The organism is Clostridium aceticum (genome assembly GCF_001042715.1).
Taxonomy (GTDB): domain Bacteria; phylum Bacillota; class Clostridia; order Peptostreptococcales; family Natronincolaceae; genus Andreesenella; species Andreesenella acetica.
Window position 1 is genome coordinate 700,248 of the sequence record NZ_CP009687.1, and the last position, 11,996, is coordinate 712,243.

Below are 11,996 nucleotides of genomic sequence, written 5' to 3' on the forward strand. Positions count from 1 at the left end.
TTATGCTCTCAAAATATATTTAAGGAATAGAAAGTTTATTATAGGATAAATTCTATTAAGTATACCTACTTCCTTATATTATGCTATAATTAGATGAAAATATAGTAATATATCCAATAAGAAAACGATACTATAAGGTATAATGAAGAAAAGTATTGAATAAGCCATTAACTTATAGGAGTGAGCAGATGATTTCAGATATAGATTTAATTTTTAGATTAGTTTCAGCGGCAATTTTAGGAGGATTAATAGGGCTTGAGAGAGAAGTAAACAATAGACCCGCAGGGTTTCGTACCCATATCCTAGTGACAGTAGGCTCCTGTTTAATTATGGTGCTGTCTATTTATGGTTTCGTTGGTTTTGGCCCTGAAGGAAGAGGCGGGGAACCTGCTAGATTAGCTGCCCAAGTAGTAAGTGGTATAGGATTTCTAGGAGCTGGAACCATTATGCGGGAAGGCACAAATGTAAGGGGACTTACTACTGCTGCCAGCATTTGGATCAGTGGGGGTATTGGACTAGCGATGGGAGCTGGATTTTATTTAGGGGCAGCTATTACTACAATGATAGCTTTGTTTTCTCTGGCTAGCTTAGGTGTGGTAGAAAAACGAATAGCAAGGCTAAAACGTTATTCTGAGCTAAGGATCAAGGGTATTGGCCGTCCAGGTTTTATAGGGGAAATTGGTACGGCTTTGGGAAGATTCCATATTAGTATAAAGAATATTGTGATAGAAAACGATTTTGTTCAAGAAGATCATGACCATGAATATAATATTCACCTTACTTTTTATATCAGAGTACCTGTAAAATTAAACCGTATGGAATTATATTGCTACTTAAAACAAATCAAGGGATTAGAGAGTGTGATATGGGATAATATTCAGGTGATTTTTAATAATAAAATTCTGTAAATTTGTCCTGTAAAAGGGGAGTATGTAAAATGGAGAAAATATATTTATCAGAGATAGAAAATGGAACACCCATTAATTGTGATTTGTGTAATGATAAAGGTGTGATTTTAGTAAAGAAAGGAACAAGAGTCACAGAGGAATTAAAAAAAAAGCTACAAAAAAATAACATTATTTTTTTGATAGGAAACTCTTCTCCATTTGATAATTTAGAAGACAGCATGGCGTATTTGGATGAAGTGGTGGTAAAGCAGATACAAGAAACAAAACAAGTATATAAGCAAACTTTTTATCAACTGAGCAGAGAGTTTGAGACCTTTAAAACCAGCGATCGATTAGATAAAAAAATGGTTACAGATATTGCTAAAAGCCTAGTATCCAACATAGCTACCAATCAACAAGTTTATATGAGTATTCAAGGGATTAGAAGTAAGGACATCTATACCTATCTTCATTCTATAGATGTATCTATTTTTATGATACTATTTGGAAAAAGCTTAAGTTTAGATCCTATGCAGTTAGTAAATGCAGCTACGGCTGGGATTTTGCATGATATAGGAAAAATGAAAATTCCAGACCATGTCTTGTTAAAACCCGAAAAACTCTTACCGGAAGAAATGGAAGTTATGAAAAAACATACAATCTATGGATATGAAATTTTAAAAAATCATTTAGGATATGAAGAATCTATTGCTAGGGTAGCAAAGGAGCATCATGAAAGGATGGATAAAGGAGGTTATCCTCAAGGAGTGGGGTGGGAAAATCTTCACTTGTTTTCAAAGATGACAGCCATATGTGATATTTATGATGCAATAACAGCACAGCGGGTTTATAAAAAACCGATGTTACCCCACAAAGCCACTGAATATTTGATGACAGTTGTGGGAACTCATTTAGACCAAGAACTAGTTAGAAGGTTTGTTCATAATATAGCTACATATCCATTAGGAGCAAAAGTATTGTTAAATACAGGAGAAGAAGGTATTGTGATCAGTATTAATAATAGTTTCCCTCAGCGGCCAGTGATCAAAATTATTAATACGAATAAAATTAGAGATTTATTGGTAGAATTAACAATATTTATTAAAGAGGTATTAGAGTAAAAAATTTCACAATTTATGAAATAAGCGTTAAACTATAATAAAATATATCAAGGAAGTAAGGGTTGTGATATAAGATGGGATATGGAAAAGCGTTAATATTACACGAGGAAACAGACGATCATTGGGACATAAAAAAAATACTTAGAAGATATGGACATGAAGTAATAGAAAGATCTATAGCCTCCAATATAATTGTAGAGGTACTAAGTCTTATGCCTCATATCATCATTATGGATATACAAGGGCAAGAGGGTGCATATTTAGAAGTATGCAAGCTTTTAAAAGAAGATGATAGGACCTCGGAGATCCCTTTGATGGCAGTTCTAAGGGGCAAGGCTTTCTACCAAAAACTTCAATGGATTGAATATGGTATTAATGATTATATACAGGAACCTTTTGACGAAAAAGAATTCATGTTAAAAGTAAAGAATAATTTAAAGCTATCAAGTTTACAACAAAAGCATAATAAGACGAAAAAGGCACTGAAGGAAAGTTTAGCTATCATAAACAAGCAGAAAGTGGAGCTTGAAAATAATTTAACCATGGCTTCAAAAATCCAGGAGGCACTTATTCCAAAGTCCCTTGGTAACATACCAAACTGTTCTTTTTTCTGGCACTTTCAACCTTCAGGTAAGGTAGGGGGAGATACATTTGATGTTTTTATGCTGGATGAAGACCATATGGGGCTTTATGTGATTGATGTAATGGGTCATGGGGTAGCTTCCTCTATGTTGGCAGTAGCTTTATCAGAATTTCTTATTTTAGATGTGGATAGAGGGTCACCTTTAAAGAAAAAAATTGATCGACCTCCTTATTACGAAATCATTTCACCATTAGAAGTTATAAATTATTTAAATAAGAGATTTCCTTTTACAAAATATCATCAGTACTTTACTATTTTCTACATGGTTCTAAACGTAAAAACAGGAGTACTAAAATACGTTAGGGCTGCCCATCCTTCTCCTATATTAGTGAGAGATGACGGTGAAGTGACGGAATTAGACGGATATGGAACGCCAGTGGGCTTTGAGTTTACAGAGGGCTATGAAGAAAAAACTATCTATTTAGAGTCAGGAGATCACTTAATTATCTATACAGATGGACTATTGGAATTGAAGGCAGAAAACGGAAAAACATTGGAGTACGATGGGCTTATGGAATACCTGCAAAACGAGATACAACACAGTTATCCTAATCATTATTTAACTTACAATTTAAATCAATTAGCCAAAGCACAGGAAAAATTAAAGGACGATTTATCTGTATTAGAAATGAAATGGATAAAATTTCTATAAATATTTGAAGGGAAGGTAAGGAAGAATGTTAGAAAAAAAGATAACAGTAAAAAGTGAAACAGGATTAAATGCCCGTGCTGCTAGTTTACTAGTAAGAGAGGCTACGAAATTTAAAGCTGAAAGCTATGTTATAAAGGATGGCAATGAATATAATTGTAAAAGCATCATGAATATTATGAGCATGCTTTTACGGCAGGGGGAAGAAGTGTTGCTAAAGGCAGAGGGCTCTGATGCAGAAAAGGCTCTTAAGGCCTTAGCCCATTTAATAGAAAACCCAGGAGAAAAGTAAATCATCTAGCAAAATGCTTATACAACATGAGGAAGTAGAAAAGGAAGTGTAGAAATGAAGGAAACAGTACAATCTGTAGATAGAGCATTGTCTATATTAGAAGTATTATCGGACTATGAAGAAGGCGTAGGAATTACAGAAATCAGTTCAAAAATAGACCTCCATAAAAGTACTGTCCATAGACTTCTAGTAACTTTGATTTATAAAGGATATGTAGAGCAAAATCCAAATACAAATAAGTATAGATTGACACTGAAGCTTCTAGAACTAGGCAACAAACTTATAGATAAGATGGATATCTTATCTGTAGCAAAGCCTTATTTACAACAATTAAAGGAAGTTACCAATGAAGTTGTTCATTTGGTTGTAAGAGAAGGTACGGAAATTGTTTATATAGATAAAGTAGAGTCTGACAATAAGATAAGAATGCATTCTCGTATAGGAACCAGAAGCCCTATGTATTGTACATCCGTAGGAAAGGCTATCATGGCTTATTTATCGGAGGAGGAAGTAGAGGGAATTTGGCAGGATAGTGAGATTAAAAGATTTACGCAATACACCATTACAGATTTGCAGGAAATGAAAAAAAATCTAACAAAAATCCGAGAACTGGGCTATGCTTTAGATGAAGAAGAAAATGAGCTGGGCATTCGATGTATCGGCAGTCCTATTTTTGCTCATAACGGAGAAGTATGCGGTGCTATAAGTGTATCGGGACCCACTATTCGAGTGACGAAACAAGCAATACAAAACTTTAAAAACTATATATTAGAATATAGCATGAAAATTTCCAAAGAGTTGGGTTACAGACAATAGTGTAACCCAACTTTTTTTTAGCTATAAAAGCGTAAAGTAAGTAAAAATTTAGTATTTCTATATAATAAAAAGAAAGAATGAAATATAGGAAGATAATCCATAATAAATAAGTGAAACGACAGTTTAAGTCTTTTGATATCAGGAAATTAATTTCGTATAATGAAACTATAGTTTGCATTATGAAACAATATAGAAGGTTAGGAGGGTAACGAATGATACCTAAAATAGAAACATTAAATAGAATTACAGAAGCAGGCATTGTTGCCGTTGTCAGAGCAGAGACTGGTGAAATAGCAGAAAAAATTGCTAATGCTTGTATAGAAGGTGGTATTCCAGCTATTGAAGTTACTTTTACTGTACCAGCGGCAGACAAAGTAATAACGGCGCTAAAAGAGAAGTTTACGAAAGATCAACTAATCGTGGGAGCTGGCACTGTGCTAGATAGCGAAACAGCTAGAATTGCTATTTTGGCTGGAGCAGAGTATATTGTTAGTCCATCTTTTGATTTAGAAACAGCAAAACTTTGCAATCGCTATCAAGTGCCATATATGCCTGGTTGTATGACCATTACAGAAATCGTTAAGGCTATGGAGGCTGGAGCTGATGTAATTAAGGTGTTTCCAGGAAGTGTATACGGTCCTAGCGTAATTAAAGCTATCAAGGGACCACTGCCACAATCAGTGCTGATGCCTACCGGTGGCGTGAGTTTGGACAATGTGGGTGAGTGGATTAAAAATGGTTGCGTAGCAGTAGGTGTAGGTGGAGAACTGACAGGTGGAGCTAAAACTGGAGATTATCAACAAATTACTGATATTGCTAAACAATTTGTAGAAAAAATAAAAGAAGCTAGAGGAAAATAGGAGGGATGATGATGAAAAAGGTAGTAACTCTTGGAGAAATCATGTTAAGATTGTCTACCCCAGGCTATGAAAGGTTTGTACAATCTGATAGCTTTGATGTAAATTATGGTGGTGGAGAAGCAAATGTTTGTGTATCTTTAGCAAACTATGGTTTAGACGCTAAATTTGTAACAAAAGTACCTAAGCATGAAATAGGTCAAAGTGCTATTAACGCTTTGAGAAGATTTGGTGTAGATACCAGTTATATTGCAAGAGGTGGAGATCGACTGGGCATTTATTTCTTAGAAACAGGAGCTTCTCAAAGACCATCTAAAGTCATCTATGATCGAGCACATGCGGCAATAGCTGAAGCTGATGCTTCAGATTTTAATTGGAAGGAAATCTTTAATGGTATAGACTGGTTCCACTTTACAGGTATAACACCTGCTTTAAGTGATAAGGCAGCTGCCGTTACACTAGAAGCATGTAAAGCAGCAAAAGAAATGGGTGTAACTGTTTCTGTTGACTTAAACTTTAGAAAGAAGCTTTGGACACCAGCAAAAGCTAACGAAGTAATGTCTGGCTTAATGCAATATGTTGATGTATGCATTGGTAATGAAGAAGATGCAGAAATGGTATTTGGCATTAAGGCTGCTCATACTGATATTACACAAGGTGAAATTGATCATACGGCTTATGAGGAAGTAGCGAAAAAGTTAATCGAAAGATTTGGTTTTAAATATGTTGCTTCTACATTAAGAGAAAGTTACTCTGCTTCAGATAATGGTTGGTCAGCATTATTATATGATGGTGAAAAATCTTACTTATCTAGAAAATATGATGTAAGAATTGTAGATAGAGTTGGAGGAGGAGACTCTTTTGCAAGTGGATTAATCTATGGATTGATCACAGAAATGTCATTACAAGAGGCATTAGAATTTGCTGTTGCTGCCTCTGCATTAAAGCATACAATTCCTGGAGACTTCAACCTAGTTGCTAAAGATGAAGTGGAAACTTTGGCAAAAGGTGATGCATCAGGACGAGTTCAAAGATAATATGGAAATTGTAACCTTTGGAGAATCTATGGTTCTATTTAATCCAGACACTACTGGACCATTAAGATATGTTCATAATTTTAATAAATCTATAGCAGGTGCGGAGTCTAATGTAGCTATTGCCCTTGCTAGACTAGGTCATCATGTAGGATGGTTTTCCAAAATAGGTGATGATGAGTTTGGACGCTATATAAAAGCAATCATTCGTGGTGAAGGTGTAGATGTTTCTAGAGTTGTTACTGATCCCCATAACAATACAGGACTGCTTTTTAAGGAAAGATTTGCTCACGTTAATCCGAATGTGTACTATTATAGAAAAAACTCAGCTGCTAGTAATATGGTAATAAAAGATTTGGACTTTGACTATATTAAATCCTCTAAGATTCTACATGTTACAGGTATAACTTTGGCACTATCCCCAAGTGCTAGAGAAACAGTTTTTAAAGCAGTAGAATTTGCTAAAGCGAATAATGTATTGGTATCCTTCGATCCAAATATTCGGTTGAAATTATGGCGTATAGAGGAGGCAAGACCCACCTTATTAGAGATGGCAAAACTGGCAGATATCATTTTTCCAGGTCAAGACGAAGGAAGATTGCTGCTAGGGACAGAAGATCCTAAAGAAATTGCCAGAGAATTTCTAGATATGGGCTGCAAAATTGTAGCTGTCAAGCTAGGAAAAGAAGGGTGTTATCTTGCAAAGCAAGAGGAAGATGAATTTGTTACTGGCTATATTGTTGAAAAGCCTGAAGATACTGTAGGGGCAGGAGATGGTTTTGCCGCTGGATTTTTATCAGGTGTATTGCAGAACTTTAGTTTAAGAGGATGCGGACAATTAGCCAATGCTGTTGGTGCCATGGCAACCCTAGTTAGAGGAGATATGGAAGGATTTCCAACCCTCCAACAGGTACAGAGATTTATGGGCACCGAAGAATATATAGATAGATAAGTAACCCCAAAACAAATAACCCCAAAACAAATAGACCCTATATTTTACCCTCCCCTTTAAATATAGAGGAAGAACAACAGCTTATTTACATGCATGTAAATAAGCTGTTGTAGTATGTTTTAAAAGAAAAATAAAAACAAAAGGAGAATGATGTGTATGTTGACACTAGAGCATGTTGGAATTTGTGCTAAAGATACAGAAGCTTTGAAGGACTGGTATATAAAACTATTCAATCTTAAAATTGTTTATGATAATAAAAAAGAAAAACCCACTTATTTTTTATTGATGGAAGACAATAGTATGTTGGAGATTTATCCAGCAGATCACACTACTGAAGCTGTGGGCAATAAAAATCAAGGAATAAGACATTTATCCTTTGGAACAGATAATATAGAGAAAGAGTACGAAAATCTATTAAAGCATAATGTAGAAATTATTGAAGAATTAAAGGTGAGTCCAAAGGGAATTAAGACAGCCTTTTTTAAAGATGTTGAGGGAAACATTATTCACTTCATTCAAAGACCTGAAAGTTTATATTAATCGTGTATTTTTCTTAAGGCGACAAACCAAGATTTTGTCTGTCTAATATTTAAATAATAGTTTGGATTGTGCAATAATTTAATAATAGTAGTAAAAATTATTAGAGAAACTACATAAGTTGAGTTAATAACTATACGCAAATGTTTTTTTGTTGTCCAGTGCATTGTATGTTATTTTAGTGTGAATAACACACAGTGAGGGCATTAAGAAAAATATGTTTAAGTGTATTTAAATTTATCACGATAAAAGGACTTGCTTCGTAAATATACAAAGTAGGTTCTTTTGTTTTTTGTATACTAAGTGTATCCAACCAGTATTTAAAAGGGAAAGGTATGACAAGTAGGAATCGATGAAGAAAAAAAACTATTAAAAAAGAACTTTGTATACAACTTATAATACAAGTTACAAAATTGCAAATTATTAAAAAAATAAATAATATCTTTGAAATTTACGGTTTGCAGGGTAAAAAAGCAGTTTTAAAAAAACAAAAAAATCATTGACAAGGATAAAACTCTTATATATAATCAAACTAAATCATATGTTGTCCGACAAGTTGCGGAGGAAGTGAAAAACTTGGAAAAGAAAAAAATTAATACTAGTGAAATCGTATACAGAGCCATCGAAGAAAAGATTTATAATAAGGAATGGACAAGTGGGATGAAGATAGCATCAGAAAATCAGCTATCTCAAGATCTAGGAGTCAGTAGGATGTCTGTGCGAGAGGCTATTGAAAAAATGGTGGCTTTAAACATTCTCACCAAAAGACAAGGGGAAGGAACCTTTGTAAATGAGCTTTCGCCCTCCATCTATTTAAACAGTCTTGTACCTATGATTTTGCTTGATAAAGACAACTTGTTAGATGTACTAGAGTTTAGAGAAGTGATAGAAGCAGACACTGCTAGACTTTGTGCGGAAAGATGTGACGATCATACCATTAAAGTATTGGAAGAATGTTACCAAATCATGTATGACAACAATGATACATCTGAGGATTTTGCAAATGCTGATTATCAATTTCATATGGAAATTGCAAAAGCCAGTAAAAATTCTTTAATTATCAAAGTCAACAGTATTTTGACAGATATTTGGAAATTTCAGCAGAATGAAATTAACCGATGCTTGGGTCCAGAGCGAGGTGTTAGAGAACATAAAAAAATATTAGATGCCATCAAGGAAAGAGATTCTGAACTAGCAGCACTTTATATGAAAAGGCATGTACAAAGGACTAAAAACGACATTTTAGCTATTGTTATGAAGGAAAAGGAAATGAAAAAAAACATTTAAATATATAAGAAGAGGTGAGTGTATGAAGAACTTAACAGTGAAGTTTCCGAATTATGCCATCCAAGAAAACGTTTTACCTACAGTAGGAAGTGTATTAAAAGACTATGGAAAACGTGTATTGGTAGTAGGAGGAAAAACTGCATTAGAAAAAACTACCCAACAGTTGAAGGCATCTTTTGCAAACAACAATATAGATGTTATCGATTTCCTTTGGTACGGTGGAGAGTGTACCTTTGCTAATATCGATAGTATTGCAGAAAAGGCTAAAGCAGAAAAAGCAGACATGATTGTAGGGGTAGGTGGCGGCAAAGCAATTGATACTGCAAAAGCTGCTGCTGAAAAAGCAGATCTTCTGTCTTTTACAATACCAACCATTGCCGCAACCTGTGCAGCTACCACTCCCTTATCTATCGTGTATACAGAAAAGGGAGATTTCGAAGCGTTATTTCAACTAAGTCAGCCGCCTGTGCATATTTTCATGGATAGCGGGGTTATTGCAGATGCTCCTACAAAGTATCTTTGGGCAGGTATTGGAGATACTATAGCAAAGTACTATGAAGTAGGTATTACCACAAGAAGCAAAAAATTATCCCACAGTGCAACCATGGGTAAATCCATTAGTATCATGTGTGTAGAACCACTAATTGAGTATGGAAAAAAGGCATTGTTGGATAGTGAAAATAAAATAGCTTCCTATGAGTTAGAGCAAATCATTCTAAATAATATTATAAGCACTGGAATTGTAGCTATGCTGGTGGGGGATGAAAATAACGGAGCCATCGCTCATGGCTTATTTTATGGATTTACCTTATTAGAAGAGATAGAAAAGCATCATCTTCATGGTGAGGTTGTGGCTTATGGAGTTTTAGTACTGCTGGCAGTAGATCATCAGGAAAAGGAGCTAGAGAAGCTTCTGTCCTTCTATAAAGAGGTGAAATTACCAACCTGTTTAGAACATATTGATGTAAAGAATGATAGAAACTATTTAGAGAATGTCTTAGAAAAAGCAGTAAATGCTCCAGATATGAAAAAAACACCGTATGTTGTAACGAAAGATATGTTGTTTGAAGCGATGCAAAAGCTTGAAGAAAAAAGCTTAGCACCTAAGTGTTAGTGTTCTTTATGCTATGAAATAGTATAAAGTCATTATATAATAAAAACTAAAATCATGAGGGGGAAAAATTCATGAAAAAAATGAAAAAGTTAGTTGTAGTAATGCTAGTCTTATCATTGATTGTAGCAATGGTTGGATGCAGCAGTGCTCCATCAGGGGATTCACAAGGTGGTGCTGGTGGAGACCAAGAAAAGTATGTAATTCGTGCAGGAATTGGTCTTAATGATCAACATCCACAGTTCAAAGGTTTAGAAGTTTTTAAAGAGTATGTAGAAAGAGAAAGTAACGGAAGAATTGAAGTTCAGTTATTCCATAGTAGTCAATTAGGAGACGATATTCAAATGATGGAAGCTTTACAGTTAGGAAGCCAAGAAGTTACATGTCCTTCCTCTGCACCTATCACTTCTATCGACAAAAGATTTATGATCTTCGACTTACCATTCTTATTCCCAACTGAAGAAGTTGCTTCAGATTTTGTTGATGGACCTCTTGGACAAGAATTATTAGATGGTTTAGAAGAGCATGGATTAGTAGGTTTAGCTTATTGGGAAAATGGATACCGTCATTTAACCAACAATGTAAGAGAAGTACAAACACCTGCTGATATGAATGGTTTAAAAATCAGAACAATGGAAAACCAAGTACACTTAGATTTCTTTAGAGCTTTAGGAGCAAATCCAACACCAATGCCTTTTGGTGAGTTATTTACAGCAATGCAACAAGGGGTTGTAGATGGACAAGAAAACCCAGTACCAACAATTTATCTACAAAACTATCCAGAAGTACAAAAATATACAACATTAACAGGTCATGTTTACAGTCCTTTCGTATTATTAATGAGTAAAATATTCTGGGATGGACTACCAGCAGACCTACAAGAAGTTGTAGAAGATGGTGCTTTAGTGGCTAGAGACGAACAAAGAAGAATCAGCCGTGAGTACACAGAAGAGTTAACTGAAGGATTAAGAGAAGCAGGAATGACTGTAACAGAATTAACACCAGAGCAACAAAGAGCTTTCCAAGAAGCTACAAGCTCTACTGTAGAGAAATTTAGAAATGAAATTGGAGCAGAGTACGTAGAAGAAGTATTAGCAGAAATTGAGCGTTTATCAAATAGATAGTCTAAAAAATCAAGTCATATAGGCTCAAAAACTGTATAGAAAATTTAAAAAGGAGTTTAAATAACATATTTAAACTCCTTTTTGATAGAAAAAGAAAAGACAGTCCCCTAGGGAAATCAATAATTGTTCAGAGTATAAAGGAGGCAAGGAATCATGGAAATGTTAAAGCGTATTCCAAAGGGCTTATCAACACTTAACAGATACATCAGCTATTTATTCAAAATAATGATTGCCCTAGGATTAGCTGTAATGGTAGGCATCGTTTTTTATTCTGTAATTAGTCGTAACTACTTAAATGCGTCTATTGCATGGTCAGAGGAATTATCTAGAATTATGTTTGTTTGGATGGTTTTTAATGGTGCAGTGTTAGGTTTATATTATAAAGAGCATTTAGGGTTAGATATAGTAGTAACCCGCTTAAAACCTCATCAGCAATTAATTTTTGAAATTATTTCATGGATTTTAATTATATTTGTTACAAGGGCAATGATTTTAGGCGGTCATAGAATTGTATATACCATCAGAAATGCCAGAACACCTGCACTAGGGTTACCAACGAATATTAAGTATATGCCAGTAGTAGTGGCAGGATATGCTATGATTTTGATTGCTATCGAGAACTTATTAAATAGTATTGTTGGATTAGTAGAGCATTTTACAAAGAAAAAGGTAAAGGAGGAATAAAC

At 34.6% G+C, this 11,996-nt stretch carries 13 protein-coding genes; all 13 read left to right on the plus strand.

The window, feature by feature from the left end; genetic code table 11:
• The first annotated feature begins 188 nt into the window (after positions 1 to 188).
• A complete protein-coding gene (locus tag CACET_RS03140) occupies positions 189 to 908 on the plus strand; it encodes an MgtC/SapB family protein (protein WP_044823013.1) in 720 nt (239 codons plus the stop codon).
• Positions 909 to 937: 29 nt separating this feature from the next.
• Positions 938 to 2,008 (plus strand): HD-GYP domain-containing protein, encoded by a 1,071-nt coding sequence (locus tag CACET_RS19350; RefSeq protein WP_052661196.1) that lies wholly within the window; start codon positions 938 to 940, stop codon positions 2,006 to 2,008.
• 74 nt (positions 2,009 to 2,082) lie between these two features.
• A complete protein-coding gene (locus tag CACET_RS03150) occupies positions 2,083 to 3,303 on the plus strand; it encodes a fused response regulator/phosphatase (protein ID WP_044823012.1) in 1,221 nt (406 codons plus the stop codon).
• 25 nt (positions 3,304 to 3,328) lie between these two features.
• A complete protein-coding gene (locus CACET_RS03155) occupies positions 3,329 to 3,592 on the plus strand; it encodes an HPr family phosphocarrier protein (protein ID WP_044823011.1) in 264 nt (87 codons plus the stop codon).
• 54 nt (positions 3,593 to 3,646) lie between these two features.
• Positions 3,647 to 4,408, plus strand: a complete 762-nt coding sequence (locus CACET_RS03160) for an IclR family transcriptional regulator (protein WP_044823010.1) — start codon at positions 3,647 to 3,649, stop codon at positions 4,406 to 4,408.
• A gap of 212 nt (positions 4,409 to 4,620) precedes the next feature.
• A complete protein-coding gene (locus CACET_RS03165; protein WP_044823009.1) occupies positions 4,621 to 5,268 on the plus strand; it encodes a bifunctional 4-hydroxy-2-oxoglutarate aldolase/2-dehydro-3-deoxy-phosphogluconate aldolase in 648 nt (215 codons plus the stop codon).
• Between the two features lie 11 nt (positions 5,269 to 5,279).
• Positions 5,280 to 6,302 carry a sugar kinase gene (locus CACET_RS03170; RefSeq protein ID WP_341411675.1) on the plus strand — a complete coding sequence of 341 codons (1,023 nt, stop codon included), beginning with the start codon at positions 5,280 to 5,282 and terminating at the stop codon, positions 6,300 to 6,302.
• Positions 6,250 to 7,251, plus strand: a complete 1,002-nt coding sequence (locus CACET_RS03175) for a sugar kinase (RefSeq protein WP_341411677.1) — start codon at positions 6,250 to 6,252, stop codon at positions 7,249 to 7,251. The genes CACET_RS03170 and CACET_RS03175 overlap by 53 nt, the downstream gene beginning before the upstream one ends.
• Positions 7,252 to 7,407: 156 nt before the next feature.
• Positions 7,408 to 7,791 carry a VOC family protein gene (locus tag CACET_RS19355; protein WP_052661195.1) on the plus strand — a complete coding sequence of 128 codons (384 nt, stop codon included), beginning with the start codon at positions 7,408 to 7,410 and terminating at the stop codon, positions 7,789 to 7,791.
• 573 nt (positions 7,792 to 8,364) lie between these two features.
• The gene (locus CACET_RS03185; RefSeq protein WP_044823006.1) at positions 8,365 to 9,075 is read left to right on the plus strand and encodes a FadR/GntR family transcriptional regulator; all 711 of its coding nucleotides are present in this window, start codon (positions 8,365 to 8,367) and stop codon (positions 9,073 to 9,075) included.
• 22 nt (positions 9,076 to 9,097) lie between these two features.
• The gene (locus CACET_RS03190; RefSeq protein ID WP_044823005.1) at positions 9,098 to 10,189 is read left to right on the plus strand and encodes an iron-containing alcohol dehydrogenase family protein; all 1,092 of its coding nucleotides are present in this window, start codon (positions 9,098 to 9,100) and stop codon (positions 10,187 to 10,189) included.
• Between the two features lie 71 nt (positions 10,190 to 10,260).
• The gene (locus tag CACET_RS03195; protein WP_052661194.1) at positions 10,261 to 11,310 is read left to right on the plus strand and encodes a TRAP transporter substrate-binding protein; all 1,050 of its coding nucleotides are present in this window, start codon (positions 10,261 to 10,263) and stop codon (positions 11,308 to 11,310) included.
• A 153-nt stretch (positions 11,311 to 11,463) separates the two neighbouring features.
• Positions 11,464 to 11,994 carry a TRAP transporter small permease gene (locus CACET_RS03200; protein ID WP_044823004.1) on the plus strand — a complete coding sequence of 177 codons (531 nt, stop codon included), beginning with the start codon at positions 11,464 to 11,466 and terminating at the stop codon, positions 11,992 to 11,994.
• Positions 11,995 to 11,996: the final 2 nt, after the last annotated feature.

Coding starts and splice junctions, on each gene's coding strand:
- CACET_RS03140 (WP_044823013.1), top strand. CDS start 189: ATGATTTCAGATATAGATTTAATTTTTAGATTAGTTTCAGCGGCAATT.
- CACET_RS19350 (WP_052661196.1), top strand. CDS start 938: ATGGAGAAAATATATTTATCAGAGATAGAAAATGGAACACCCATTAAT.
- CACET_RS03150 (WP_044823012.1), top strand. CDS start 2,083: ATGGGATATGGAAAAGCGTTAATATTACACGAGGAAACAGACGATCAT.
- CACET_RS03155 (WP_044823011.1), top strand. CDS start 3,329: ATGTTAGAAAAAAAGATAACAGTAAAAAGTGAAACAGGATTAAATGCC.
- CACET_RS03160 (WP_044823010.1), top strand. CDS start 3,647: ATGAAGGAAACAGTACAATCTGTAGATAGAGCATTGTCTATATTAGAA.
- CACET_RS03165 (WP_044823009.1), top strand. CDS start 4,621: ATGATACCTAAAATAGAAACATTAAATAGAATTACAGAAGCAGGCATT.
- CACET_RS03170 (WP_341411675.1), top strand. CDS start 5,280: ATGAAAAAGGTAGTAACTCTTGGAGAAATCATGTTAAGATTGTCTACC.
- CACET_RS03175 (WP_341411677.1), top strand. CDS start 6,250: ATGAAGTGGAAACTTTGGCAAAAGGTGATGCATCAGGACGAGTTCAAA.
- CACET_RS19355 (WP_052661195.1), top strand. CDS start 7,408: ATGTTGACACTAGAGCATGTTGGAATTTGTGCTAAAGATACAGAAGCT.
- CACET_RS03190 (WP_044823005.1), top strand. CDS start 9,098: ATGAAGAACTTAACAGTGAAGTTTCCGAATTATGCCATCCAAGAAAAC.
- CACET_RS03195 (WP_052661194.1), top strand. CDS start 10,261: ATGAAAAAAATGAAAAAGTTAGTTGTAGTAATGCTAGTCTTATCATTG.
- CACET_RS03200 (WP_044823004.1), top strand. CDS start 11,464: ATGGAAATGTTAAAGCGTATTCCAAAGGGCTTATCAACACTTAACAGA.